Source organism: Fischerella major NIES-592, assembly GCF_001904645.1.
GTDB lineage: Bacteria > Cyanobacteriota > Cyanobacteriia > Cyanobacteriales > Nostocaceae > Fischerella > Fischerella thermalis.
Genome location: NZ_MRCA01000002.1, coordinates 97,511 through 123,249, shown reverse-complemented (window position 1 = coordinate 123,249; position 25,739 = coordinate 97,511). Strand labels below are relative to the sequence as shown.

General features: G+C 42.2%; 22 protein-coding genes, 1 tRNA gene and 1 riboswitch. Of the genes, 12 read left to right on the top strand and 11 right to left on the bottom strand.

Features of this window, described 5'->3' with window-relative positions:
- The first annotated feature begins 656 nt into the window (after positions 1-656).
- Positions 657-1,106, top strand: a complete 450-nt coding sequence (locus tag NIES592_RS04445) for an antibiotic biosynthesis monooxygenase family protein (RefSeq protein ID WP_062242790.1) — start codon at positions 657-659, stop codon at positions 1,104-1,106.
- A gap of 26 nt (positions 1,107-1,132) precedes the next feature.
- Positions 1,133-1,531, top strand: coding sequence for a nuclear transport factor 2 family protein (locus NIES592_RS04440; protein WP_062242787.1), 399 nt, complete (start codon positions 1,133-1,135; stop codon positions 1,529-1,531).
- Positions 1,532-1,970: 439 nt separating this feature from the next.
- Here the strand turns inward: NIES592_RS04440 and NIES592_RS04435 are convergent, their stop codons facing one another.
- The 3 genes from NIES592_RS04435 to cbiE form a co-directional block, all read right to left on the bottom strand.
- Positions 1,971-2,828 carry an SGNH/GDSL hydrolase family protein gene (locus NIES592_RS04435; RefSeq protein WP_178379472.1) on the bottom strand — a complete coding sequence of 286 codons (858 nt, stop codon included), beginning with the start codon at positions 2,826-2,828 and terminating at the stop codon, positions 1,971-1,973.
- Positions 2,829-3,709: 881 nt separating this feature from the next.
- Complete coding sequence (locus tag NIES592_RS04425) at positions 3,710-4,282, bottom strand: Rid family hydrolase (RefSeq protein WP_062242779.1); 573 nt, start codon at positions 4,280-4,282, stop codon at positions 3,710-3,712.
- 144 nt (positions 4,283-4,426) lie between these two features.
- A complete protein-coding gene (gene cbiE / locus NIES592_RS04420; RefSeq protein WP_073555035.1) occupies positions 4,427-5,635 on the bottom strand; it encodes a precorrin-6y C5,15-methyltransferase (decarboxylating) subunit CbiE in 1,209 nt (402 codons plus the stop codon).
- Positions 5,636-5,840: 205 nt separating this feature from the next.
- A riboswitch (cobalamin riboswitch) is annotated at positions 5,841-6,030 on the top strand.
- Positions 6,031-6,079: 49 nt separating this feature from the next.
- Here cbiE and cobG point away from each other — a divergent pair.
- The 4 genes from cobG (at position 6,080) to cobJ (ending at position 11,099) form a co-directional block, all read left to right on the top strand.
- A complete protein-coding gene (gene cobG / locus NIES592_RS04415; RefSeq protein WP_073555034.1) occupies positions 6,080-7,549 on the top strand; it encodes a precorrin-3B synthase in 1,470 nt (489 codons plus the stop codon).
- 168 nt (positions 7,550-7,717) lie between these two features.
- Positions 7,718-8,350 (top strand): precorrin-8X methylmutase, encoded by a 633-nt coding sequence (locus NIES592_RS04410; protein WP_073555033.1) that lies wholly within the window; start codon positions 7,718-7,720, stop codon positions 8,348-8,350.
- Positions 8,347-9,045: a precorrin-2 C(20)-methyltransferase gene (locus NIES592_RS04405; RefSeq protein ID WP_062242768.1), complete on the top strand. Its 699-nt coding sequence runs from the start codon at positions 8,347-8,349 to the stop codon at positions 9,043-9,045. The genes NIES592_RS04410 and NIES592_RS04405 overlap by 4 nt, the downstream gene beginning before the upstream one ends.
- 293 nt (positions 9,046-9,338) lie before the next feature.
- Positions 9,339-11,099 carry a precorrin-3B C(17)-methyltransferase gene (gene cobJ, locus NIES592_RS04400; RefSeq protein ID WP_073555032.1) on the top strand — a complete coding sequence of 587 codons (1,761 nt, stop codon included), beginning with the start codon at positions 9,339-9,341 and terminating at the stop codon, positions 11,097-11,099.
- Between the two features lie 44 nt (positions 11,100-11,143).
- Here the strand turns inward: cobJ and NIES592_RS04395 are convergent, their stop codons facing one another.
- Positions 11,144-11,617 (bottom strand): hydrogenase maturation protease, encoded by a 474-nt coding sequence (locus tag NIES592_RS04395; RefSeq protein WP_062242763.1) that lies wholly within the window; start codon positions 11,615-11,617, stop codon positions 11,144-11,146.
- Positions 11,618-12,132: 515 nt separating this feature from the next.
- On the opposite strand from NIES592_RS04395, the gene NIES592_RS04390 reads away from it, so the two are divergent.
- The 3 genes from NIES592_RS04390 (at position 12,133) to NIES592_RS04380 (ending at position 17,264) form a co-directional block, all read left to right on the top strand.
- Positions 12,133-13,740: an adenylate/guanylate cyclase domain-containing protein gene (locus NIES592_RS04390; protein ID WP_062242760.1), complete on the top strand. Its 1,608-nt coding sequence runs from the start codon at positions 12,133-12,135 to the stop codon at positions 13,738-13,740.
- Positions 13,741-14,139: 399 nt separating this feature from the next.
- Entirely contained in the window at positions 14,140-15,507 is a 1,368-nt protein-coding gene (locus NIES592_RS04385) for an NAD-dependent succinate-semialdehyde dehydrogenase (protein WP_062242759.1), read from the top strand.
- 113 nt (positions 15,508-15,620) lie between these two features.
- On the top strand, positions 15,621-17,264 hold the full coding sequence (locus NIES592_RS04380) for an acetolactate synthase large subunit (protein ID WP_073555031.1): 1,644 nt from the start codon (positions 15,621-15,623) through the stop codon (positions 17,262-17,264).
- 82 nt (positions 17,265-17,346) lie between these two features.
- On the opposite strand, the gene NIES592_RS04375 is transcribed toward NIES592_RS04380, so the two are convergent.
- Positions 17,347-18,462, bottom strand: a complete 1,116-nt coding sequence (locus NIES592_RS04375) for an ATP-dependent 6-phosphofructokinase (RefSeq protein ID WP_073555030.1) — start codon at positions 18,460-18,462, stop codon at positions 17,347-17,349.
- Between the two features lie 217 nt (positions 18,463-18,679).
- A complete protein-coding gene (locus NIES592_RS04370) occupies positions 18,680-19,396 on the bottom strand; it encodes a class I SAM-dependent methyltransferase (RefSeq protein ID WP_062242750.1) in 717 nt (238 codons plus the stop codon).
- 199 nt (positions 19,397-19,595) lie between these two features.
- On the opposite strand from NIES592_RS04370, the gene NIES592_RS04365 reads away from it, so the two are divergent.
- Positions 19,596-20,504, top strand: coding sequence for a carbohydrate ABC transporter permease (locus NIES592_RS04365; RefSeq protein ID WP_062242747.1), 909 nt, complete (start codon positions 19,596-19,598; stop codon positions 20,502-20,504).
- 191 nt (positions 20,505-20,695) lie between these two features.
- Here the strand turns inward: NIES592_RS04365 and NIES592_RS04360 are convergent, their stop codons facing one another.
- Both NIES592_RS04360 and NIES592_RS04355 read right to left on the bottom strand, forming a co-directional pair.
- A complete protein-coding gene (locus tag NIES592_RS04360; protein ID WP_009455849.1) occupies positions 20,696-21,217 on the bottom strand; it encodes a thermonuclease family protein in 522 nt (173 codons plus the stop codon).
- A gap of 136 nt (positions 21,218-21,353) precedes the next feature.
- A complete protein-coding gene (locus NIES592_RS04355; protein ID WP_009455847.1) occupies positions 21,354-21,722 on the bottom strand; it encodes a 2Fe-2S iron-sulfur cluster-binding protein in 369 nt (122 codons plus the stop codon).
- A gap of 82 nt (positions 21,723-21,804) precedes the next feature.
- Between NIES592_RS04355 and NIES592_RS04350 the strand changes: the two genes are divergently transcribed.
- A tRNA-Ser gene (locus tag NIES592_RS04350) sits at positions 21,805-21,891 on the top strand.
- 233 nt (positions 21,892-22,124) lie between these two features.
- On the opposite strand, the gene NIES592_RS04345 is transcribed toward NIES592_RS04350, so the two are convergent.
- A complete protein-coding gene (locus tag NIES592_RS04345) occupies positions 22,125-22,490 on the bottom strand; it encodes a DUF1823 family protein (protein ID WP_062242744.1) in 366 nt (121 codons plus the stop codon).
- Between the two features lie 441 nt (positions 22,491-22,931).
- Between NIES592_RS04345 and NIES592_RS04340 the strand changes: the two genes are divergently transcribed.
- Positions 22,932-23,216 carry an acylphosphatase gene (locus tag NIES592_RS04340; protein WP_062242741.1) on the top strand — a complete coding sequence of 95 codons (285 nt, stop codon included), beginning with the start codon at positions 22,932-22,934 and terminating at the stop codon, positions 23,214-23,216.
- A 287-nt stretch (positions 23,217-23,503) separates the two neighbouring features.
- Here the strand turns inward: NIES592_RS04340 and NIES592_RS04330 are convergent, their stop codons facing one another.
- Both NIES592_RS04330 and NIES592_RS04325 read right to left on the bottom strand, forming a co-directional pair.
- Positions 23,504-24,778 carry an MFS transporter gene (locus NIES592_RS04330; protein WP_073555029.1) on the bottom strand — a complete coding sequence of 425 codons (1,275 nt, stop codon included), beginning with the start codon at positions 24,776-24,778 and terminating at the stop codon, positions 23,504-23,506.
- 398 nt (positions 24,779-25,176) lie between these two features.
- Positions 25,177-25,644 carry a MarR family winged helix-turn-helix transcriptional regulator gene (locus NIES592_RS04325; RefSeq protein ID WP_009455840.1) on the bottom strand — a complete coding sequence of 156 codons (468 nt, stop codon included), beginning with the start codon at positions 25,642-25,644 and terminating at the stop codon, positions 25,177-25,179.
- Positions 25,645-25,739 lie beyond the last annotated feature (95 nt).

Sequence of the window (25,739 nt, the reverse complement as noted above, 5' to 3'; positions counted from 1 at the left end):
TTTGTAATTTCAAACAATACTAACTATCCCAATTTGGTATGATATCAAAATTAAAATTCTCCAATCCAAATAATTATCGGTTTGGAGAAATAATGGTACGGTGTTAAGGAGTAATATTCTGTGGAGTCTAACAATTGGTTGTGGAAATAAGGGGCAAATATCGGCGAAAAATCGGATAGCTTCCTAAAACTGCTTGAGGCGATAGATTGTCCACAATAGACATGCGATCGCACCAAATATCAGCAGGATAATTTATTTGGAATGCGATCGCCTAATGATACTAGAGGGGTTGATCATTGCGCTTATCAACAACTTCCACTACCCCCTGGTCAGTAGTAGTTGTAGTCGTTCCCTGATACCTCTGTGTAGTCCGATCAACATCACTCATATTAGCAGAAGCCATAGTACCAGATACATCATATATTGCCCAATTATGAATATCCAGATCCCTCAAAATTGAGCCAGCAATGCATTTGACAAGCCTGGAAAACTCATAAAATCTCAATCAACTAAAAGAGGCGCATTTTTTTACTTTGAGAAAGCCGAATCAAGGGAAGCAGAGTTTTTTATGATTAATATTTTAAATTTTTGAAATTTTAAGTCAGTATTTGCAGGATACCAAGATATTCTGGTTTCACAAGCACTTTCTTACGGCTATGAAACAGGATAAATATCTTGGTATATTTTTTGCACTGGGGGTATTGCTAGGTGGTTTATCCTTCACCTTTCTAGCACAAGTTAGGCATTTACCCGTGATTGCCCAAACAAATAATACTCCTTCCCGAACTAAAACAGCGATCGCGCGGTTCTGGCACGGTAGAACGCTGACTTCTAAGGCAGATGATTACTATGCTTATCTTCTGGAAGCTGGTATCAAAAAAATTGAGTCGATTCCTGGGAATTTAGGAGCGCAAGTTTTTCGCCGTACTCATGGCAATATTACGGAGTTTACTGTGATATCTTATTGGGAGTCGCTAGACGCTATTCGGAAGTTTGCAGGTAATGATATTGAAAAGACTAGGCATCTTCCCAGAGATAAAGAGTATCTTCTGGAACTAGAGCCTAATGTCAAACACTTTCAGGTTTTGCTTGATGATCGCAAATAATTAATTAAATTTGATTGATAATCATTATGACCCAAGAGTCAGAAAATACTTTAACAGTTGGTCGTGAAGCATTTGCATACTTTCAATATGGTTTAGAAACTGGTGATTGGAAACAGTTTTTGGATATGCTCACAGAAGACTTTACTTTTTGGTTTCCGATGGGGAAATTCCACGGATTGAATGTGGGTAAACAACGAGCCCAAGAGTTTTTTCAATACGTTACACAGGCTTTTAGTCCTGGACTAAAACTGAATTCACTAGACCATGTTACCAGCAATGAAACAACGGTTGTGTTTGAATTCCGAGATGAAGGAATGTTATTTGGAGAACCATATAAAAATCGGGTAGCGGTTTCCTTTGATGTGCGTGGTAACAAAATTTGCAGCTACCGGGAGTATTTTGGCAGTGATGGCAAGTCGAATTGACCAGAAGGCAGTCCCAATCAAAAAATTCACCGTCATGAATGAAAATATACTAGTTTCCAAGATAAGGCTGATACAAACTCGGCACTGATTGAAGAAATGATAGATAAGGAGTATCTGCAAATTTGTCAAGTTATATGCATCAAAACCTACAGTTTTGTATTTATTATAACAAGATAAATTTATACTAACCTATTAATATACTGATCTTTAGATAGATAAAAGGGTTTCGTAATCAAGTTAATATTTTTCCTGGAAGAAGAGAAACATTTAAGTCATACCTCACTTTACCCCTTGAGGGAAAAATCGCTCCTCTAGGGGTATTTTTATCAGTTATCAGTAAAGAATGCCTCAAATTTAACAAAATCAGGTTGTGTCTTTTGTTGGTAGTGTAGGTATCATTTTAGACTTATATCAAGTAAAGCTCTGGAAGAGGTAGAAATTAAAATGTTATTTTCAACTCTTTTAGAGCTGCTTTTGCCAAAATTCTATGAGCAACAGTGGTTGGATGAATGCCATCCCAGAATAAAAACTTGTCTGGATTATCACAGCTAGCAAGATTATTTAGACAAGCTGTATTTACATCTGTAAAGCCAAACTTAGTTGGGTTAGTGATCGCTTCCTTATATAGTGAATGAACATCAAACATAATCATCTGGGTATCATGTCCTAACTTCTGTTTGAGAAGATCAAGGGAGTTAGCTAAGCCCAAATTATGCGCGATTGTTGCAGAACTAAGAATACCAGAATAAGGGCTATTGCGTGTGGCTGGAATATTCCCTAAATCTGGTAAATTAGCAACCAAGATTTTTTTTGCTCCAGCTTTTGCAAGAGATTGGATTGCCTGGGATATATTATTGATTGATAGTGAAGGATTGCTCATGCCGTGAAGATAATCATTAGCACCAGCCCATAGAATATAGAGTGCATTTTTATCAACCTGCTGATAAACTTTGATAAAGCTATCAACTTGTGTCAATAAATCTGGAATTCCATTCAGATTGCCACTGCCTGTAGTTGCACCGCCATAGGCAAAGTTAGTATTTTGTTTGGGGGTTAATGCTAGCCCAGAAGCAAGATATTCCACCCAAACTAAACCATTAGAAAAACGCCCTTGAAAGTAGGGAGGACTAGAAGGATGGAATCCTTCAGTCGCATTAAATGCATTACCAATATCGGAAAGACTGTCACCAAAGACATAAAGTTCATTGATGCTAGTATGGGAATTTGTGATTGAAGTTTTCAGTGCAACCATAATGAAGGATAAGAAAGCAAGCACTACTAAAATCTGTTTTTTCACGCTTCTATTCGCTTTAAATGAGAACCAGACCGCTTTTTAAGCAAAAATCCTCTTCTGTTTTGATCAAGAAGGCTAATACTGGTTCATAAAAGTTAGAAATTATGAATCATTGCTTGACAAGGATTTGATACTTGTTTAGGCTTTCAAGCTATTTGATTGTCAGGTTCTAAGGATTAAAGTTTTTCTAGTGAATGCTTTTCTAATGTAACAATATATTTCTGGTAGGGAAGCAGGGTTATCCGTACTTTGAATGGCGATCGCACCACTTTATTTTCAGAATCTAAATACACTTTTTCAAAAATTCTGCCAAAAGATAGAAGCAATAAATTTATATAGATGAATTGGTAATTGGTAATTGGTAATTACTGATTTTCCCCATTACCCATTACCAGTAATCGTTAAAAATTAAGGCGTTGCTGAATTAAAAGACGTAGCATTGCTACATCTCTACAAAATGTAGACAAACACAATTCATGACCAAATTCAGCAACGCCAAAATTAAATATCATTTCCTGGATGCTATCCACCTAGAAACGCTACCACACCTAAGACAGCCAATGCTACTGCTCCCCACTTCAGTGGTGGATTCATATCAAACCAATCTAGGAAAGAGGGTATTGCTAGTTTATTAAAATCTCCCTCCACGCGATCGTAGCCTGCAACTGGTACAAAAATATTGTTTGGCGCATCCTCTGACTTGGGTTCATTCGTACCCTGTGCAAACCCTATCAGCAGCAGTAGCGAATCTACTAAGGAAGGCGAGTTTTTTGTAATAAATCTAACACTACCATGCTTGGCAGCACAGTAGGGGAACAGGTTGAACCTTGTAACAAGCGTTTGGAGGCTGAGCCTCCTGGCTATTGCAGGTGGTAAAATGTAAATTAATCAGAAACTAGTTTGCCATCACCTTTTTCTGGAATCACCGCATAAGCATCAATTTCAAACAACATACCGTCAAGTGCAAGTCTAGGAACAGGAATGAGGGTGTTTGCTGGTGGTTTATCCCCCCACAAATTGCTAATTTCCCGTCCTAACGGGATCAATTTATCTTGGTTGTAATCCACAATAAGAATAGTAGTTTTTGCTACATCTTTTGGTTTCGCACCAACCGCTTCTAAGGCAAAGCGGAGATTCTCGAAAGCCTTCACTAACTGTTGTTCAAAGTCATTGGAGACAAGATTACCTTGTAAATCTGAACCAAATTGACCAGAAATATAAACGGTTTTTGTCCTTGGTGGTGTAACAGCTATATGACTATAGCCATTTCGGGTTGCATCATATAAAGTTGGTGGGTTCACCAATGTTACATCTTTGTTCTGTTTAGCGCTGACTTGCTTTTGTGTTCCCACCACAAAGGCAGTACCTAGCCCGCTACCCCCAAGCCACAAAAGTGCATTTCGTCGCGAGAATTTTGTCACCAGTGAATTTACAGCATTGGTAATACGTCGAGTCATTCAAGCTCCTTATATATATATGAGTTCTTCATTTTTGCTCATATCTGGTTCTATTATGTGTGCAATTTGAGTAAAAAAGCACTAGCAAAGAGGACTGCTTGAGTACACTCACGTAATTTCAACTAACTCAAATTGCGGGGTAGTTCACCACTTCACCACCACCCACTGGGTCACAGGTGCCATCGGCTTCCATCCCAAAAAACTACCAATGGGAGCAACCCTCTGTACAGCAACACGCATCAATTCTCCACCTACTTGATTGTGCCATTGCAGTAATTTTTGTTCACTTTCAATAGTCACAGCATTAGCAACCAAACGCCCACCCGGACGCAAAGCTTGCCAACATACTTCAAACAAACCTGCTGCTGTCGCACCACCACCGATAAAAATAGCATCGGGTTGGGGTAAATCTTTCAGTGCAATCGGCGCTTTGCCATGAATGATTTGTAAATGAGGCGTACCGAGGGCATTAGCATTGTCAGCGATGTATTGTAGTCGAGTAGGGTTTTGTTCAATGGCGATCGCTCGACATCGAGAATGACTCCGCATCCATTCAATACCAATCGAACCACAGCCTGCACCGACATCCCACAATAATTGTCCTGGTATAGGAGCCAAAGCAGCAAGGGTAATCGCCCGTACTTCGCGCTTAGTGAGTTGTCCGTCATGATGATAGGCGTCGTCTGGTAATCCTGCTAAACGAGATAACCCCACCACTCCAGGATCAGCAATACACTCTACAGCCACAGTATTTAAATCAGCTACTTCTGTAGTTGTCCAGGAGGCGGCTATACCATCAATCATCCGTTCTTGAGAACCACCCATGCGTTCTAGGACAGTAATTCTGCTACCACTAAATCCCCGTTTTGTCAAGAGATCAGCTACAATCGCCGGGGTTTCCTTCCCTTCGCTCAAAATCAACAATCGCGCCCCAGGATAAATAACAGTATGGAGCAAAGCCAGGGGACGAGCATTGAGGCTTAACGTCTCCACTTCCGTCAGCGACCATCCCAGTCTGGCACAGGCGAGACTAAAAGACGAAGGCGCAGGAATAATAGTCATCTCCGCAATCGGTATGCTGCGTCTGAGAGTAACACCGATACCAAAGCACATGGGATCACCACTCGCCAAAACACACACAGGCTGACCCCGACGGCGGAGAATTTCCTCTACAGATGCGTTGATCGGTGAAGACCAAGTGATTTTTTCGCGCTGATCATCAGGTGATAACATGGCGAGGTGGCGGCTTCCCCCAACTATCACTTGTGCATGTTGCAGTATAGAACGAGCGATCGCACTCAGTCCTGATAGCCCATCCTCACCAATACCGATCACAGATAACCATTTTTGCATCGTAGTCAAGAGTTAGCAGGAGCCAGCTTATGATTTTAACTGAAAAAGACTAGAAGCATAGCAAAATACTCTGCAAACCTCCGCACCTTCCTCAGCGTCCCTTTGCGTTTCAAACATTAAATGACTCAATGTGACAAAGCAATGAGTTTTTTGGACAAAGATTAATCCAAGCTTTGATTTTATCTTTTGAGACACAAACTCATGCTAAACTACTCAAACCTAGAGTTGGGAAAGTCCGGTGAGATCCCGGTACTGTGCCGCAGCTGTAATCCGATAAAAAATTGGTTAGTAGTTAGTGGTTAGTAGTTGGTGGAAAAATCAACAACCAACAACCAACAACCAACAACTAACCAATTCGGTGAGTCAGAATGCCAACTTCTAGGGGTGTTGCCAAGACACATAGTTTCTCTGCTCCCTGCGCTGCACAGGGAAGGAGCTTTAGAGGTGTATTTGTCGTCAAGTTCTGTCCCTTGTCCTGGTCTTTTTTACAGTACGTCCGCGCGAGACGGAACACTATTTCGTATCCGGATTCCTGGAGGAATCGTCACTACTGGGCAGTTTCGGATTGTAGCTGATTTAGCTGAGAAATTCGGTGCAGGCTACGTTAACATTACTAATCGTGCCAATTTACAAATTCGTGAAGTTCATACACAAATAACTTCTGAAGTTCTGCGCCTACTCCAAGACATTGGTTTAGCCTCACCAAATCCGGGTGTTGATCATCTGCGTAACATCATGGGTAGTCCGACAGCAGGTATTGATTCCGAAGAATTGATTGATACGCGATCGCTCATTCGCAAACTGGATAACTATATCAGCAGCCATGTTGAACTTACGCCCCTGTCACCTAAATTCAGCATTGCAGTTGATGGTGGAGGCGCGCTAAAGGTGTGCGATCGCCCTAACGATATCATTTTGACTGCTGTGGAACTCAGTACACAGATATACTTTCACCTCAAGCTGAATTTAGGTGAATCATCTACAAATACAGGCATATTATTGCAACCCCAAGAATGTGTAGACGTAGTGAGTGCGATCGCCAAAGTTTATTTGCAGTATTCTGCACTCGAGAAAGAGAATTTCACGCCTTATCGCAAATCACCCAAAGTTCGTTTATTTGAAGTTCTGCATAACTTGAGTATAGAAAGATTTCTCCAAGAAGTAGAAAATCACCTTTCTTACCCTTTGCGGCGACTTTCCCATCTCCCCACCATCTTACCTCCTCATCCACGCCTAACTCGCTATCTCCACCTTGGTGTCCACCCCCAAAGACAACAAGAACTTTCCTACATTGGTGTTGTGCTACCACTAGGTAAATTGGAAACATGGCAAATACAAGGATTAGCGGATATTGCCCAGGGTTATGGTAGTGGTACACTCAGGCTCACACCCTGGCAGAATCTACTGTTGACAGATATTCCCAAACAGTATATTCACGAAGTTCAAAGTAAAATTGAGAACTTGAATTTGCATTGGTCTGCAACCAATCTATATAGCGCCTTAATTGCTTGTGCTGGTAGTACAGGATGTGCATCCTCAGCTACGGATACAAAAAATCACGCCCTCATGTTAGCTGAGTATCTGGATCAACGCGTTACTCTCAATCAACCTGTGAATATTCACTTTACAGGGTGTCCAAAATCCTGCGCCCAACACAACAATAGTGATATTACTCTCTTGGGCGTCAGTGAAGACAAGTATCAGATCTACGTTGGAGACAGTGATGATGAAAGCAAATTTGGGCGAGTACTTTACCAGGCTGTACCTTTTGCAGAATTGCCTCCATTGATAGAAAAAATTCTCCAACTTTATATTGCAAAACGCCGAACTCGCCACGAATCACTAGGAGAATTTGCCAACCGACATGGTATTGCACAGTTGCAACAGATCGTTGAGAGAGGTGGGGAGGTGTGAGGGGTGTGAGGAGTGTGTAGACGCGTAGCGGCTTCCCGTAAGGGTGGGGTGTGAGGGGTGTGAGGGGTAGTAAACAATTAACCACTAACCACTATTGTACAGACGCGAGGAACATCGCGTCTCTACCCACTAACCACTAACCAACAACCAACAACCAACTCTTAGATAATGACCATTGACTACATTCGAGATGGAAATGAAATATATCGTCAATCCTTTGCCATGATTCGGGCTGAGGCAAATTTATCTGTCCTTGCTCCGGATGTGGCGAAAGTGGCAGTGCGTTTGATTCATGCCTGTGGTATGACTGATATTGTTGATGATTTAGTCGCCTCACCTACTGCTGTCGTATCTGGACGTGCTGCGATCGCAGTAGGCGCACCAATTTTGTGTGATTGTCGCATGGTGGCAGAAGGAATTACCCGTAAGCGCCTACCAGCAGACAATGCGGTGATTTGTACTCTCAATCACCCTGAAGTGCCGGAACTCGCTCAAAAACTGCAAAATACTCGTTCGGCTGCGGCTTTAGAATTGTGGAGATCCCACCTAAAAGGATCTGTCGTAGCCATTGGTAACGCACCTACTGCTCTATTTCGACTCTTGGAAATGCTGGATGAAGGCGCACCTAAACCTGCATTGATTCTTGGTTTTCCGGTTGGGTTTGTAGGAGCCGCAGAGTCAAAAGCAGCACTAGCAGCAGATAGTCGTGGTGTGCCATTTATGACATTAAAGGGACGGCGAGGAGGAAGTGCGATCGCAGCTGCCGCAGTTAACGCCCTAGCAACGGAGAAGGAAGAATGAAAGGTCGTCTTTATGGTGTTGGTGTTGGGCCTGGAGACCCAGAACTATTGACTCTCAAGGCATTACGCTTGTTAAGGACTTGTCCGGTAGTTGCCTATCAATCAGCAGAAGACAAAGAAAGTGTCGCCAGGGGTATCGTAGCTGAATATCTCCCTGGCAACCAAATCGAAGTTAAGTATCATCTCCCCCGTGCCCTCGATCCTTACGCAGCACAACCAATTTACGACCAAGTTGTTACACCTATTGCTGAACATCTCGCAGCCGGACGGGACGTAGTAGTCTTGTGTGAAGGCGATCCGTTATTTTACGGTTCCTTTATGTATGTGTTTACACGATTATCCGACCAGTTTGAAACAGAAGTTGTACCAGGAGTTTCCTCACCGATGGGCTGTGCTTCTGCATTGTCAGTTCCCCTGAGTTATCGTGACGATGTTTTTAGCGTTTTACCAGCCACCCTACCAGCCGAAACTCTGAAAGCACAATTGTTAAACGCTGATGCAGCAGCAATTATTAAACTGCGGCGACATTTTGCGAAAGTCCGGGATGTGTTGCATCACTTAGGATTAGCATCAAGGGCACGTTACATTGAACGAGGAACGATGGTCAATCAAAAGATAATTTCTTTGGATGAAGTATATCCTGATCAAGTACCTTATTTTTCAATGATTTTGGTTCCCAGTCAAAGTCGGTTATGATACAGCATGCTTCTCGCAACAAATCTTGTGTTACACTCTCAACAATGTCTGTATAGCATGACTAAATCATTAGTGAGAGACAAGCTCCCCGACTTCTCAGCAAAAGTCGGGGAGCAGGGCTTTGCGATTCTGACCAATCATAATAGGCTTGCTATAGTATTTCTGGGCTTCTGAATCAGAATTCAACCAATATAAATGTTTTGGTCTTCGTGTCTTTGTGTCTTGGTGGTTCAAGATTTTTTAACCCACCAAAACACAAAGACACCAATTTCTTTCAATTTCAGCTAATTCATATGACTAAAATTGCACCTGCCATTATTGTGCTGGGTAACAAAAGCATCCCCGTCGCCCGTAAAATCATCAGTATCTTACCAGAAGCACAGTTATATGGACTAGCCGGACGCACTTCCGAGGTAGATGTGAGTTTTAGAGAGTTTGGAGTCACACTGCGGGAGTTGTTTGCAAACGGTATACCCATTATTGGCTTTTGTGCTACAGGTATTTTGATCAGAACCTTAGCACCACTGCTTGCCAACAAGCGACAGGAACCTCCAGTTTTAGCAGTTGCAGAGGATGGTAGTGCAGTAGTACCCCTCTTGGGAGGACTCAATGGTGTTAATAATTTGGCGCGACAAATCGCCAGTGTATTAGGTGTTAAACCTGCCATCACAACGACTGGTGATATTCGCTTTGGCGTCACATTGGAAGACCCGCCAGTAGGTTATCGTTTGTCTAACCCAGAATATGCGAAGGTCTTTATGTCTGACCTCTTGGCAGGACATGCGGTGCAGTTAAAAGGTAAAGCAGCTTGGCTGAGGAACAGTTCTTTACCTATTGCTCAGAATGCAGAAAGAATTATAGAAGTTACTGAAAAGGCAGGATTTTCCACAGCAACCCACCTGGTCTATCATCCTGCAACGGTGGCAATTGGAATTACTCCCCTCAATCCCCCGTTACAAAGAGGGGAAGGTTCAGAGTTAGTCGCCTTAGTACAGCAAATGCTAGCAGATGCAGAGTTAGCTCCAGCCTCTGTTGCGGGAGTTTTTGCCAGTATCTCAGATGCTGCTGAACCTGGTTTGCAAGCGATCGCTAATTCTCTTAATGTGCCAATTCGTTTTTTTACTGCCGATGCGATCGCTCAAGTTATGTCTCAAAATACTACCGCAGATGTAGCTGTAGCAGCGGCTTTAGCAGCTTCTGGTGGTGAATTGATTGGACAGCAGCAAACAGCAAATTTTTCCTGTGCCATTGCGATCGCACCTTTACCCATCGACATCAACACCACAGGTACACCACGGGGACGGCTGGTAATTGTTGGTACAGGTCCAGGCAGAAGTGATTGGATGTCACCAGAAGTCAAAGAAATTTTACGTAATGCCACTGATTTTGTTGGTTATTCTACTTACCTGGATTTAGTTAGTGCCTTCACCAAAGGCAAACGCCTGCATGAATCAGACAATCGGGAAGAAATTGCCCGGGCAAAGGCAGCCCTGGATTTAGCAGCAGAGGGACGGTTTGTCGCAGTGGTATCCTCTGGAGATCCTGGAATCTATGCAATGGCAGCAGCAGTATTTGAAGTACTAGATAAACAAGCAAAGCCAGAATGGCAAGGTATCCAAATTCAAGTAGCACCAGGTATTTCCGCCATGCAGGCAGCTGCAGCGAAGATAGGTGCGCCTCTTGGTCATGATTTCTGTGCAATTTCCCTCTCAGATATTTTAAAGCCTTGGTCAATTATCGAACAACGCATTACTGCTGCCGCCCAAGCAGATTTTGTCATTGCTTTTTATAACCCAGTGTCCAAGCAACGCACCTGGCAATTAGCAGAGGCACAAAAGATACTGCGGCGTCACCGTTCCCCGGAAACCCCAGTTGTACTAGCACGCAACCTCGGTAGAGAGGCTGAATCTGTTGTGGTGTGTACTCTGGAAAATTTAGTACCAGAACATGCTGATATGCGGACAGTTATTCTTGTTGGTTCGAGCAAAACCCGGATGATCCAAAAGCGAGATGGTGATATTTGGGTTTATACTCCCCGTCGCTATGATGATTAACGGAAGTTCGCAATCAGTAATCACCGTGCAATGGGAAAAACCAATTACCTGCTATCTACAGTTTTAAGCAAATGATTGATTTGTTGCAGTGCTACTTCTATTTTCTGTTCCGCAACAGGTGATAGAGTTTCGCCCAATTCAAAGTTTACTCCTGGCACTGTTACCCACCATGCTTGCGGTGAGCGACCATAAAGAGCTTGTGTAAGTGCAAGTAGATAACAAGGGTTACTGCTGTGTCCCATCGTTACACTGGTATCGACAAGTTCTATAGGAGATACTTGCACATCCTGTTCCACTGTGGCAGGATACGCATCCACAAAGATAGCAACATCAAAATTGACCAGAATTTCAGCCAGTTCCGGAGTGAGTTGATGAACACACAATGTATACAAATTCGCAAGTTTCCAACTTGCTATCAAATTACTTACCCGTTGTCCTATACCATCATCACTACGCAGTTCGTTGCCGTAGCCAATCAATAGGATGGCTGGGTAAGTGTTAATGATAACATTGTCCATCGTTTTTGATGAAAATCCAAAGGCTGGTAGCACAACTCCTCTAAAGATAACTCAATCAAGACTTACGCAAGATGTGACCGAAAATCTTGTTCTTGCGTAGTGTAATTCATGAATTACCGCTACGCATTGTTAAGTTTTGCGTAATTCCTATCAACCAAAGAATAGACTTGTTGCAAAAGTCCAATTAATCCCCCCTCTGCGAAACCGCCGAGAGCCTGCCGTAGACGGGGGGTGAGGTGAATATCTAAAATAAATTACACCTTACTTTAATCCCCAATCCTTAGTTGTCGGAATGGCTTAGAGAGTGCCATAAAGAATAAGGGTTTAACTCTGGCATATCTCCTGCGCATGTTTTCAAGTTGGTGGTCTACAATTACTGGGGATCTGAATCCATTTGTAATTGGTTCCTTCTGCCAAACGGGCAAATGTTCGCCGGAACTTGCATGGCGACCGCTTTCGGGAACCTCCAAGGGCGCAGTGGCTCCTCTGTCTGCCTTTCTTCTTCAATCACAACTATGACTGAACTCAAACTGCGTTTACAACAGGGAAATACAGAAAGAACAGTAACAGTCAATCAAGATGTGTTCACCATTGGGCGATTACCGGAGTGTGATTTGTACTTGCCCTTTGGGGGGGTTTCCCGTTGGCACGCTCGTTTGCTCAAAACAGCTGCTGGCGTGTGGACAATTGAGGACATGGGCAGCAAAAATGGCACACAATTGAACGATCGCCTTGTCAGTTCTCCCCAACAGGTGCGTCATGGTGACATTATTTGGCTAGGAGATGTGAGTATGTTGGTACTGTTGACGCCACCTGTGGAAACAGTTATACCTAAGCAGGTTGACACAGCCGAACACAGAACTATTTTTCACAACGTTAAACAATTACAAGAGCAATGGATACAAGCTGATAGTGACAATGGTGATATCAGTAATAAAGATAAAAGTATTGCTCGCCTGAAAGATTTAGTTGATATAGCCAAAAATCTCTCGGCTGCGGCTTCTATAGAAGAAATTTTCTCTCAAGTTCAAGAAGTTGTTTTTCGTTACTTAGGTAGTATTGATCGTTTGGCATTATTAATTGATGTCAGTGGTGGTGGCAAATTAGAAATATTAAGTTCTGCGACTAGAAGCACCTGTCAACACGAACATCTACCTAACGATGGCAGTTGGATTAGTCGTAGTATCTGTCAAAAAGTCTTTGAACAAAAAGTTGCGATTCAAACTGCTGATGCTCAACTTGACGAACGTTTTGCAGGCGAACACAGTATTTTGGTTAAAGACATTCGCAGCGCTATGGCTGTGCCTTTGTGGGATGAAAATAAGGTGGTGGGTGTGCTTTATGCCGATGCTCATCTTTCTTCCTACCATTGGGCAAAAGAAGGTGAAGAAGAACTCAGCTTTTTTTCCGCTTTGGCGAACCTTGTTGCTTCCAGTGTCCAGCGTTGGTTATTAGCAGATAAACTCAAAAGTGAAGAAGTCATTCGTCATAGACTTGAACGCTATCACTCCCCGGCAGTTGTACAGCAGTTGATCGCAGTGGGAGCATTACCAGATGGACGCTTAGCCCCCCGAGAAAGTGAAATTAGTATTTTGTTTGCGGACATTGTAGGTTTTACTGCCATCTCCGAACGGTTCACTGCTAGAGAAATTGCAGAATTGCTCAATAAATTATTTGAGGAGATGTTAAAAGAAGTCTTTGCCTACGGCGGCACTTTAGATAAATATATTGGCGATTGCATCATGGCATTTTTTGGCGCTCCTGAACCACAATCAGATCACGCCGATCGCGCTGTGTCCGCAGCCTTGAAAATGCTCACGCGTCTGGAACATCTCAACACTAGTAACTTTTGGCAAGAACCACTGCAATTACGCATTGCCATTAACAGTGGTAAGGCTGTGGTTGGCGATGTCGGCAGTTCTCAAAGAGTAGATTACACTGCTCTGGGTGCGACGATAAATTTAGCGGCGCGTATGGAGGCAATTTGTCCCCCTAGTGAGTGTGTCGTCAGTGAAGCCACTTACAAAATGCTTTCCCAACCTGCATACTTCCATGAAATGGGAGATTATCGGTTTAAAGGCATTAATCGCTTAGTTAAGGTGTATCAGACGAAATTGCATTAATAGTTAATAGTTAGTGGTTAGTAGTTAGTGGTTAGTGGTTAATAACTTACGTTTAATCTGAATGAAGTTTGAAAATCCTTGTAATTTCGTCGGTAATCCTAAAACAATGATTTTGGGCGAATTTAAAAATCCTTATGGGATAAGAGGCGTTTCTAATTCACATCAGGCGTAAGTAACTACTAACCACTAACCAATCACCAATACATATAATTACTTAAGTACTTGTATTTTTTTATGCATTTAGATTGCGAAAGATTAACATTTGCCAACCAAGTCTTGCCGAAAAGTCTAAAATCTTTATGGAAGCTAACAGTATGAACACGGGTAAGCATTTAGAATAGACCCTTTGCAAAAGTGACTTTTGCACTTTCTTAAATTATTTTTTACGGGAGGTTGGCTATGCCTATCGCCACCATTAACCCTGCCACAGGGGAATTACTCAAAAACTTTGAACCCCATAGTGATGCTGAAATCGCCGCCAAACTGGATTTGGCTCAACAAGCTTTTGAGCATTACCGTCAGACAAGCTTCTCGGAAAGATCGCGTTGGCTTGACAAAGCTGCTGACATCCTTGAGCAAAAAAAAGCAGACTTGGCAAAGTTGATGACCCTAGAAATGGGCAAAACCTACAAAAGTGCGATCGCTGAAGTCGAAAAATGTGCTTGGGTTTGTCGCTACTACGCCGAACACGCCGCCCAATTTCTCGCTGATACCTACGTGGAAACCGATGCTACGAAAAGTTTTGTCAAATACCAGCCATTAGGTATTATCCTGGCAGTCATGCCGTGGAATTTTCCCTTTTGGCAAGTATTCCGGTTTGCAGCACCTGCACTGATGGCAGGAAATGTTGGCTTACTCAAACATGCTTCCAATGTGCCGCAATGTGCTTTAGCAATTGAGGAAATTATTCAGAAAGCTGGCTTTCCCACAGGTGTATTTCAAACTTTGTTAATCCCTGGTGCAAAAGTAGGCGATTTAATGAGTGATGACCGCATCAAAGCTGCTACCTTAACAGGCAGTGAACCAGCTGGCATATCACTTGCTGTTGCATCTGCTAAACAAATTAAAAAAACAGTTCTAGAATTGGGTGGCAGCGATCCATTTATTGTGTTAGAAAGTGCTGATTTGCAAGCAGCAGTTGCAGTTGCGACTACAGCGAGAATGCTCAATAACGGGCAATCTTGTATTGCTGCAAAACGTTTTATTCTCCAAGAAGCGATCGCAGATCAATTTGAAAAGCTACTGCTAGAAAAATACCAAGCGCTGAAAGTAGGCGATCCTATGCAACCAGACACCGATATCGGGCCACTAGCCACACCTGATATTCTCCAAGACCTGGAGCTACAAGTGCAAACTTGTGTCAAAGCAGGGGCAAAAGTTCTGATTGGGGGACAGCCTTTGGCTGATCGTCCTGGTAACTTCTTTCCACCAACGATGATCACCGATCTTTCACCGGATAGTGCGATCGCCAAAGAAGAATTTTTTGGGCCAGTAGCTTTATTGTTCCGCGTACCCGATATTGATGAAGCAATTAAACTAGCAAACGCTACACCCTTTGGATTGGGTGCAAGTGCTTGGACAACCAACTCCCAAGAACAACAGCGTTTTATTGATGAAATCGAAGCAGGCGCAGTATTTATCAATGGCATGGTGAAATCTGATCCCCGTATACCATTTGGCGGTATTAAACGTTCTGGGTATGGTAGGGAATTAGGTATCCAAGGTATACATGAGTTCGTCAACATTAAAACTGTGTGGGTTAAATAATTGGGAATTGTTAGTGGTTAGTAGTTAGTAGTTAGTAGTTTTTTCTTTACTAACTATCCACTAACCACTAACCACTATCTACTCCTAAATCTTTTCGCTAGTGAGGAAGTTCAATGAATACAGCAGAGTTATTAGTAAGGTGCTTAGAAAATGAAGGGGTGCAATATGTTTTCGGACTCCCTGGCGAAGAAAACCTGCACGTTTTGGAAGCGATCAAACACTCCTCCATTCAATTTATTACCACTCGTCATGAACAAGGTGCAGCATTCATGGCGGATGTCTACGGACGTCTGACAGGAAAAGCAGGAGTGTGTCTTTCAACTTTAGGACCAGGGGCAACAAACTTAATGACAGGGGTTGCAGATGCCAACCTCGATGGTGCGCCACTAGTGGCAATTACCGGACAAGTCGGAACAGATAGAATGCACATCGAATCCCATCAATATTTAGATTTGGTGGCGATGTTTGCTCCAGTAACAAAATGGAATAAACAGATTGTGCGACCTAGTATTACACCAGAAGTAGTGCGCAAAGCATTCAAACTAGCGCAAAGTGAAAAACCAGGTGCAGTTCATATTGATCTACCAGAAAATATTGCTGCTATGCCAGTAGAAGGCAAACCCTTACATAAGGATAATATTGAAAAAACTTTTGCTTCTTTTGCTAGTATTCGGTCAGCCGCAGCCATAATTTCTCAGGCAGTTAATCCCATCATCTTAGTTGGAAACGGTGCAATTCGGGACCAAGCCAGTGACGCTGTTACTCAATTTGCCACCCAATTAAATATCCCTGTTGCCAACACATTTATGGGTAAAGGAGTAATTCCCTACACCCATCCTTTGGCTTTGTGGGCTGTAGGATTGCAACAACGAGATTTTATTACCTGTGGCTTTGATAATACAGATTTGGTCATAGCAATTGGCTATGATTTAATCGAATTTTCCCCGAAAAAATGGAATCCCGATGGTCAAATTCCCATAGTTCATATTGCAGCAACTCCAGCAGAAATAGATAGTAGTTATATTCCCAGCGTGGAAGTTGTTGGTGATATTTCCGATTCTCTCTATGAAATTTTAAAAGTAGCAGACCGCCAGGGTAAACCCAATCCTTACGCCATCAGTTTACGATCCAACATTCGTGCTGATTATGAACTATATGCCAAGGATGACGGGTTTCCAATTAAGCCCCAAAAAATCATTTATGACTTGCGTCAGGTTATGGGGCCAGAAGATATTGTCATTTCTGATGTCGGCGCACATAAAATGTGGATTGCTCGTCATTACCATTGTTATAGTCCCAATACTTGCATTATTTCTAATGGATTTGCAGCAATGGGGATTGCCATCCCCGGTGCAGTTGCAGCTAAACTTGTTCATCCTAATCGTAAAGTTGTGGCTGCAACAGGCGATGGTGGTTTTATGATGAATTGCCAAGAATTAGAAACTGCTTTGCGTGTTGGTACAGCATTTGTCACCTTAATTTTTAATGATGGTGGCTACGGCTTAATTGAGTGGAAACAAGAAAATCAATTTGGTAAAGGTAGGTCATCCTTTGTGCATTTTGGCAACCCCGATTTTGTCAAATTAGCAGAAAGTATGGGATTAAAAGGTTATCGCGTAGAAGACGCTACCGAATTAGTTCCCATTCTTAAAGAAGCCCTTGCTCAAGATGTCCCAGCAGTGATAGATTGCCCTGTAGACTATCGGGAAAACATTCGCTTTACTCAAAAAGCCGGCGAATTAAATTGTGTGCTGTAAATCACAATACGGTTCAGTTCAGGATTTTTAGTACAAAAATTAACCTGTAGAGACGCTTCAAACAGCGCTTCTCTACAAGGGATTATGGTCTTATATGAACCGTATTGGGGTAAATACAATTGCGATCGCCAATTTCCTCCCCAACATAAATACCTAATGCACGCGCTGTTTGTACTAAGTAATGATTGGGAGCTACACATAAAGGACTTTGAGCAACAACTACTTCCAACGCTACTGCTTCGACTTGTCCGTTTCGCCATGTAACCATCTTTGCTGTTTCTCCGGCTGCTAGCAAATCTACTGCTGCTTTACCGAATGCAGTTGCGACCAATCGGTCTAATGCTGTAGGAATTCCACCGCGTTGGATGTGTCCCAACACAGAAACTCGAATATCAAGTTGATCGTGGCTGCAACTGCGAATTTCATTGGCTATGTATTGTCCCATTCCCCATGAGGGTGTTGGAGATGATGTGTCGCAGCAAGAATCGTTGGCGACTTGTGCGCCTTCAGCAACCACGACAATAGCAAACTGACGTCCCCACACATCTCGTAATTCTTTCAGGTGCGAGCAAATACCTTGTATTGAATAGGGAATTTCCGGAATTAAAATCACATCCGCTCCCCCTGCAATTCCCGCTTGCAATGCCAAATGTCCGGCTGTGCGTCCCATCACCTCCACAATCATCACGCGATCGTGACTAGCTGCTGTGAAAGTTAGCCGATTCAAGGCATCCACAATTGTATTCACAGCAGTATCAAATCCAACAACACGTTCTGTTTGCGCGACATCATTATCAATTGTCTTAGGAATACCGATAAATTGCCAGTTGCCTCTTGCTTGCAATTGATTGAGAATTGAGAGACTGCCATCTCCACCAATACCAATGAGAGCGTCTAACTCCAACGCATGATAGCTTGCCACAATTTCATCAATATGGGCTAAAGTATCCCCTTTGTTAATACTGCCAAGAATCGTTCCACCCATATTCAGTAATGGATCAATACCGCGCAAGTCTAAACTATGCAACGATAGAGGAACCGTTTTTCTCTCTAGTAGTCCCTTCGTTGCATAGGGAATGCCTAATACTTGCCAGTTGTAAGTAAGTCTTGCGTGACTAACAACTGCTCGAATGACAGCGTTCAATCCGGGACAGTCGCCACCACTGGTAAGAATGCCAAGTCTTTTTTGCGTTTTCATTGTGACTTAACCCCAAGCAATCTCCTGCAACCAGTCAGTTTAAGTGACAATGTTGAGGAAATTGTGAGGTAACTCCAACAGCTTCGCCACTCTCCGTTTCATCGAAGCACAATCATTCCTTCTCAATCATTCTAGTTTGATGTGACCGATGGCTAACAAAAATATGAATGAGAGCGATCGCTATGAAACATCTAAGATGTGTAATTAATAATTTTGTCTAACGCACTTTGTACAAATCGAATAGTTCTCCGGATTGCCGTGCAATCACTTTACCACCAGCAGCTTTGATAATTTTTTCCCACTCTGCTATCGGCTCTAAAAACACCTCAGCACCCAAATAAGTTTCCATAACTGCCCAATCTACAGCTAACGGTTTTTCTGGATTGAGAATGTCAAAGACGAATTGTCCACCTGGTTTCAACACCCGTTTGACTTCCACTAACACAGCATTCCAATACTCAAGTGGAAAATAGCAACTAAATCCTGTGGCTATTACCAAGTCAAACTGATTACTAGAGTAGTTTAACTGATGAGCGCCACCTAACTCGACACCTTTGAACAGCTTCGAGTTCAACTGCGAACCACGGGAATTGAGAGTATTTCGTGCTACAGTACTGATTTCTTGGCCGTAAAAATACGCTTGCCAATCTCGCCAAGGATAAATCAAAAAGCTGACACCGCAGCCTATATCCAAACAGTGCTGGTTCTTTTGTGGTTGGGCTATTTCCCAAAAACTAGAAACTATTTTTGCTGACAATATCCCACTCATCCACTCCCGATATATTGGCATTGCCTGTACTTCTGCTGGTACTTCAAAGGATTGATTTTCATATTGTCGGTTAAAGCGATATGCTACTTGTGCAACCCTCATCTGCCATTTATCTGAGTGATGTATATTGCTTGTATTAGGCTTTTGAGACGATTTGTTAGACATAATATGGCACTTAGGGATATCTAAAAAATAAAATATCGGTTCCCGATCAAAAATATTTTGGCTGAACCCAACAACTGATACTAACTCCCTTTAATGTCAAACATATTTGTGTTGTACCAGAAGTGCCATGGCATGTCTGGTACAAGATTTAAATGTATCGTGATTAACGTGAAATAGTACAAGTCAAGCGTAAAAACCTATGACTTCACAAAAGTCCACTCTAAAGTTGACATCGAAAAATTGGATTTTTATCAATCAGCAACTGACACCTTACCTATTCTTGCTACCTGCTTTAGTAATTCTGATACTCACCGTCTTTTGGCCCGCACTACAAGCGTTTTACCTCAGCTTTACCCGTTACGAATACGATTTAACCCAAACACCCACATGGATTGGTTTTGCTAATTTCCGTCGCCTATGGGTTGATCCTGTTTTTTGGCAAACCCTAGTCAACACTATGCTGTATCTAGTAGTTGTTGTACCGATTTTAGTAATCGCCCCCTTAGCACTGGCAATTTTAGTCAATCAAAAACTGCAAGGAATGCATTGGTTTCGAGCTGCTTACTATACCCCCGTGGTAATTTCGATGGTAGTGGCAGGAATTGCTTGGCGATGGTTGTATGCGGAAAACGGCTTACTCAACCAATTACTCAAAGGCATTTTCCCAGAGGGAATTCCTTGGCTAACCAGTCCCCGCTTTGCCCTTTTGAGTGTTATGGCTGTGACTGTCTGGAAAGGATTAGGCTACTACATGGTGATTTATCTAGCTGGGTTACAATCGATACCGAATGATGTATACGAAGCAGCAGCAATTGATGGCTCTGATGGCATCTACAAACACTGGGATATTACTTTACCCTTGATGAAACCTTACCTAGCTTTAGTCGGCGTAATTTCAGCAATATCCGCTACCAAAGTATTTGAAGAAGTATACATTATGACTCAAGGCGGGCCACGTAATAGCTCCAAAACAATAGTCTATTACCTCTATGAACAAGCATTTAATAATTTAGAAATTAGCTATGCCTGTACAATCGGGCTGGTACTGTTTTTGATCATTCTAGGATTGTCAATTTTGCGACTATCAATTAGCGGTACTAGTGCTTGAACCTCGTCAAAAGAATTCGGTCTCACCCCATGCATAAATGTATACGCTACCCCTGTTAAAGTATTAGTCTTAAAATGAATTTTTCTTGGTGTCTTGGTGTCTTAGTGGTTCAAAGATTATCTTTTTCACCACTAAGACACTAAGACACAAAGAATTTCATAGTGTTTTGTGTGCTATTGTGGGATTCCTACTCATCGATTCTGACGGCGAAATTCAGCAGGTGTGAAACGCATGGGTTTTTCTGGGTTCCAAATGCCCAGTCCCATGATTCTCGCCCACTGTTGGGCGCGTTCTAAACGTTGATCATATTTGTGGTTAGGCGATCGCCCCACAAACAAAGCCTGACCTTCTTTTACCAATTGTTCATTCAACAAAACTTTATCTTTCCACACATAAGCCAAAGTCCGTCCAAATTTATCTTGTCTTTCCACATCAAACTCCAGTGTCACGGAATCTCCTTGAATTAGTGCTTGCAAGTGTTCTTTTGCTGCATTTCCCCAAGGACGTTGTTGCAAATCCGGTGCGTCAATACCCAGCAGACGCACTTGGGAAATTAAGTTAGGTTGATCGCCCATCCCAAACACTTCTATGGTTTGCCCACTAACAACCTGTGCAACCTTGACCTGTACCTGTGCATTTTCGGAAGATTTGCTTCGGGGTTGACAAGCAGCTACTAAGAGTAATATGCAAAATAAAATTACAATTTTTTTCATTTGTTTGATTTAGTGGTTGGTGGGTAGAGATACGATGTTCTTCGTTTCTGTACATTAGTAGTTAGTGGTAATTCCTCTACCCCTCACACTCCCTATTACCCCTAATTCCCTAATCCCCACCAGGCAACCCCAATCCCTACTCCTCATCTAACGGCAAACCTGCCTGTACCCTCCCCTTACCAAAATAGCGCCCGAATTGGAGTTCATAGACTTCATCTTCGTCTTGTGTCTCTACTTCCAAGTCGGAACGGGCATAACTGACGCACAATAGTGCATAGCCTTGCTGACGTAATTCTAGAGATAGCCCTACTGCTTCCGGTTGGTAAATTTCTCCTTTGAGTACTCGTACAGCACAGGTGGTACAAGCTCCATTGCGACAAGAAAAGGGCAGTTCTTTCCCTTGTTTTTCACAACTGTGCAGGATGTAGCGGTCATCAGGTACTTCTAAAGTGTGTTTTATGCCTTTGGCGCGATCATGAACTGTGATTGTATATGTCTGGGACATGTTGATTTTTGATTTAAGATTTTTTGAGTAATTTAATTGCAGTTTATAGAAGTATATTGTATAATTGTAGATCGTGATGCCTGGAGAGATGGCCGAGTGGTTGAAGGCGCAGCACTGGAAATGCTGTTTGGGGGCAACTTCAACGAGGGTTCGAATCCCTCTCTCTCCGTTAAATTAAGCACTTCGGCAATCAGTAGTTTCTAAGCTGGTTAAATTGGGTGAATGGCTTGAAGTGATCGAAAACAACAGTGTCGTGCTGTCACTTTCAAGATTGTCGCACACCCGTTAGGATGAGGGCGATCGCTTGTTAGTTTTGCCATCCCAACGCCTATTTTGCTTCAGGTTTAAGTGTTGCAGGGAAGGCATTAATCGGCGCCGATAAGTTGCGATCGCCTTGTTGTACTAGCTTTTTTGTTCCATGTAACTCAATAACCAATTAGCTGCTGTTGCTCTGCGAGTTTGTCGAGGGCCAAATTCCCCAATTTTATAACCTTTAAAACCCAGCTTTTCTTTAAGTATTTGTTTGTATTCTGTTGCTATAGAACGAGTCAATTTGACTGTTGCGGGACGACTCTCTATAAAATCGGGCGGTTGTGGATATTCATCTCGCCACTCGGCAGATACTTCCTGATTATCCCACTTTGCTGTTACTGGATCATAGCGATAACCCAAGCAATGCCATACCAATTGATTAACTGTAGCGTCATCAATTTCTTCATTGAGAATTGCCCAAATGGTATCTGTGTTCAGTGGTGGCAAATTAGACATAAGCAATTCAAAATTCAAGCAAAATAAAAGGATTTGGACTTTTACAAGCAGTCCACTGTCTAGGTTAGTTAGATCAATACCCAGAGATAGGGATGATTTTATCTCTATTTATCCCTACCGGAAGATTTATCTAACAAAACCATTTTTGAAACTCAGTCTCAACTAAGTTTAAGCTAGGAGAACGATTATGGCACTCGGTGATTTGTTCGGTAATATAATGGGCGGCAAGCAAAGACGTCGTGATGATGAGCGAGAATACCGCGATCGCGACGACGATGACGATGACGATCGCGATTAAATCTGTGAGCAGTTATCAATAAAGATAAACTGATAACTGCTCATAGATAACTGATAATTGTTAAAAGCTGCATTGTTTATCCACAAAGCATGTAGACTGGAAATCGTAAAGAATTATGCCGGTCAATGCAGAATCCTACACAGATGTCGCAGTCAATCCGTGCCCATTTATTTATTTCTGGCAGAGTTCAAGGCGTAGGTTATCGTTTTGCCACCGTCGATACAGCTAGTCAGCTTGGATTAAGTGGTTGGGTGCGAAATCTCCCCGATGGTCGCGTGGAAGCTGTTTTTGAAGGTGTGCAGGAAGTTGTAGAAGAAATGATTCGCTGGTGTCATCAAGGACCACCAGCAGCGACGGTAAAAGATGTTGTAGTGGAATATGAAAAACCGGAGGGATTGAACAGGTTTGAAGTTAGGCGTTTTGAGTAACTGTTGTCTTTAATGTCGGCATTAACAATACTGGCTAAACCAAAGTTAAGTCCTCTCAATAGCTGCAAATTAATAAATGGCTGTCTACGAGTTAATTCAATCCAGAAAATTTGTTTAGCCACAGTAGTACTCCGATGAGAAAATTGTAGGAGTGAGAAAATATTAAATAATCGAATGAAGATAGAGTAGAAAAATATTAAGTTATCTCTTGAATAGAGATTTAACTTGAATTAGGTTATTTCAGTATCTACAAAAACTGTCTCAAAAAATTATTACATTCCAAAATTTTAATGTACCTTACTAGATATAATTCCTCTTTCTACATAAATTGGACGTATCAATTGCCTTAAACCAGGCAATTTTTTCATAAAATATATAGAACCTAAAATACAAACTACTCCATCAATAATTAACGTATTGGTCGCACCAATAAGACCAGCTAAGGCTCCTCCTAATAAATTACCAAGAGGGATAGTTCCCAAAAACGACATTGTCAATAAACTCATTACTCGTCCACGCTTTTCATCTTCAACAATTGTTTGTAAAACTGTATTGCCAGCAGCAACTTGGAAAATTGTTCCCAAGCCAACAAATAACATTGTGAATAAAGAAAGTGGTAAATAACGCGACAAGGAGAAAGCTATTAACCCAATTCCTAAAATTGCCGGTCCTACAACAATTAATCTCCCAAGCCCTAAGATACTTTTACGTGATGCCAAATAAATTCCACCTGCTAAGGCTCCAACACCAGAAGCTGCCATTAAAAATCCCAATGTTTCTGCACTTCCTTGTAATATCTTTTCAGCAAAAACTGGAACAAGAACAGTATATTGCAATCCAAAAAAGCTAACTAAAGCTGATAGTAACAAGAGCGCCCGAATGGGAGCAAAGCCAAAAGCGTATAAAAATCCCTCTTTAATTTGTTGTAAGGGATTACTCATGCTTGCTATAGTTTTTTGAGGCTTAATTCTCATTGCTAATAAAGCAATGATGACGGCAATATAACTAAGACCATCAATTAAAAAACAATAAGCAGCACCAACACCAGCCACTAACAAACCACCGATCGCAGGTCCTACTAACCGCGCTCCATTAAACATTGTAGAGTTAATGGCGATCGCATTGGCTAAGTCTTCTTGACGTTCTACCAAATCCACCACAAACGCCTGTCGTGCGGGTGCATCAAAAGCACTAATAATTCCTTGGAACAAACTCAAAACAATGATGTGCCAAATATGAATTACACCAGTGAGCGCCAAGATCGCTAACGCCAATGACTGGATTATTGACAATATTTGGGTGCCAATTAAGGTACGATGACGGGAAAAACGATCCACAAATACGCCACCAAAAGGAGCAAGAATGAAGCTAGGAATTTGACTGCTAAATCCTACAAGCCCTAGCATTAGAGGCGATTGGGTTAAGCTATAAACTAACCAAATTGTGGCAGTTTGTGTCATCCATGTTCCAATCAAAGAGATACCTTGTCCAGCAAAAAACAGACGGTAATTTCTTGACCTTAATGCTGGTAATAGCACCTGTTTTTGGGCTTGTGTTTTCATGCAATTTAATCAATAGTTGTACCTAATTGACGATAATGAAAAGATTTCATCCTCACCCCTCTCCATTGATGGAGACAACAGGATTCTTCAGGAAGAAGTTATTGTTTGTTTGCTGAATTGATTAGGTGCTAAATAGTTCGTACTCGTAATTTTTTGAAAAAAACTAATGTCACTACACCTAATCGGGTGATATATGTCTACTCATAAAGAAAGATTAAGGTTAGTAGGGGCGAAGCATTTGTACGAAGATATTTCATCTTAGACAAGGATATCCATACAAATGCTTCGCCCGTACAGTAGTTAGTGGTTAGTGATTGTGGAGACGTGCCATGGCATGTCTATACATTGGTTAGTGGTTGGTGGTTATTTCCCCATCACCCTTGTCCCTGATTCCCGACTCATGACAAATTGGCGATCGCCTGATTAATAATGCGGGCAAACTGTTCGCGTTCAGCGTGGGAAATACCTTGCATAGCTTGTTCACGCACTTCCACAGCCAGATCGGGCAGAATCGTTTCTAGTTCTTTACCAGCATCAGTCAACCAAATCCGCCAGATGCGGCGATCGCGAGAATCTCGTTCTCGACGAACTAAACCCCGTTCTTCCATCCGATCCAGTACCCCTGTCAACGTACCTCCGACTTGTTTGAGCCTTTCCCCAATAGTGGAAGTAGGTAAACCGTCTTCCTCCCATAAACAACATAAAATTACCCAGTGAAAGGGAGTCAAACCGTAGGGTTCCAGACGTTCTGTAAACTTGCGGTAGAGGAGTTGAGATAGCAATTTAATCCGATAGCCAAGATTGTATGGCGCTCTAGTTTGCTGCCATGACTCCAAAGCCACAGAATTTTTAGATGTAGGAACCATTAGAACAAATACTTAGCGTGCGTACTATTATCATAGCACTTATTTTTGTGAACTTGTCATTGTTCAATTGTTAATAGTTAGTACAGCAATCCTAT

What these genes read in the sequence shown, in the direction of transcription:
- NIES592_RS04445 (WP_062242790.1), top strand. Translation starts at nt 657, where the DNA reads ATGAAACAGGATAAATATCTTGGTATATTTTTTGCACTGGGGGTATTG.
- NIES592_RS04440 (WP_062242787.1), top strand. Translation starts at nt 1,133, where the DNA reads ATGACCCAAGAGTCAGAAAATACTTTAACAGTTGGTCGTGAAGCATTT.
- NIES592_RS04425 (WP_062242779.1), bottom strand. Translation starts at nt 4,282, where the DNA reads ATGACTCGACGTATTACCAATGCTGTAAATTCACTGGTGACAAAATTC.
- cbiE (WP_073555035.1), bottom strand. Translation starts at nt 5,635, where the DNA reads ATGCAAAAATGGTTATCTGTGATCGGTATTGGTGAGGATGGGCTATCA.
- NIES592_RS04410 (WP_073555033.1), top strand. Translation starts at nt 7,718, where the DNA reads ATGACCATTGACTACATTCGAGATGGAAATGAAATATATCGTCAATCC.
- NIES592_RS04405 (WP_062242768.1), top strand. Translation starts at nt 8,347, where the DNA reads ATGAAAGGTCGTCTTTATGGTGTTGGTGTTGGGCCTGGAGACCCAGAA.
- cobJ (WP_073555032.1), top strand. Translation starts at nt 9,339, where the DNA reads ATGACTAAAATTGCACCTGCCATTATTGTGCTGGGTAACAAAAGCATC.
- NIES592_RS04395 (WP_062242763.1), bottom strand. Translation starts at nt 11,617, where the DNA reads ATGGACAATGTTATCATTAACACTTACCCAGCCATCCTATTGATTGGC.
- NIES592_RS04390 (WP_062242760.1), top strand. Translation starts at nt 12,133, where the DNA reads ATGACTGAACTCAAACTGCGTTTACAACAGGGAAATACAGAAAGAACA.
- NIES592_RS04385 (WP_062242759.1), top strand. Translation starts at nt 14,140, where the DNA reads ATGCCTATCGCCACCATTAACCCTGCCACAGGGGAATTACTCAAAAAC.
- NIES592_RS04380 (WP_073555031.1), top strand. Translation starts at nt 15,621, where the DNA reads ATGAATACAGCAGAGTTATTAGTAAGGTGCTTAGAAAATGAAGGGGTG.
- NIES592_RS04375 (WP_073555030.1), bottom strand. Translation starts at nt 18,462, where the DNA reads ATGAAAACGCAAAAAAGACTTGGCATTCTTACCAGTGGTGGCGACTGT.
- NIES592_RS04370 (WP_062242750.1), bottom strand. Translation starts at nt 19,396, where the DNA reads ATGTCTAACAAATCGTCTCAAAAGCCTAATACAAGCAATATACATCAC.
- NIES592_RS04365 (WP_062242747.1), top strand. Translation starts at nt 19,596, where the DNA reads ATGACTTCACAAAAGTCCACTCTAAAGTTGACATCGAAAAATTGGATT.
- NIES592_RS04360 (WP_009455849.1), bottom strand. Translation starts at nt 21,217, where the DNA reads ATGAAAAAAATTGTAATTTTATTTTGCATATTACTCTTAGTAGCTGCT.
- NIES592_RS04355 (WP_009455847.1), bottom strand. Translation starts at nt 21,722, where the DNA reads ATGTCCCAGACATATACAATCACAGTTCATGATCGCGCCAAAGGCATA.
- NIES592_RS04345 (WP_062242744.1), bottom strand. Translation starts at nt 22,490, where the DNA reads ATGTCTAATTTGCCACCACTGAACACAGATACCATTTGGGCAATTCTC.
- NIES592_RS04340 (WP_062242741.1), top strand. Translation starts at nt 22,932, where the DNA reads ATGTCGCAGTCAATCCGTGCCCATTTATTTATTTCTGGCAGAGTTCAA.
- NIES592_RS04330 (WP_073555029.1), bottom strand. Translation starts at nt 24,778, where the DNA reads ATGAAAACACAAGCCCAAAAACAGGTGCTATTACCAGCATTAAGGTCA.
- NIES592_RS04325 (WP_009455840.1), bottom strand. Translation starts at nt 25,644, where the DNA reads ATGGTTCCTACATCTAAAAATTCTGTGGCTTTGGAGTCATGGCAGCAA.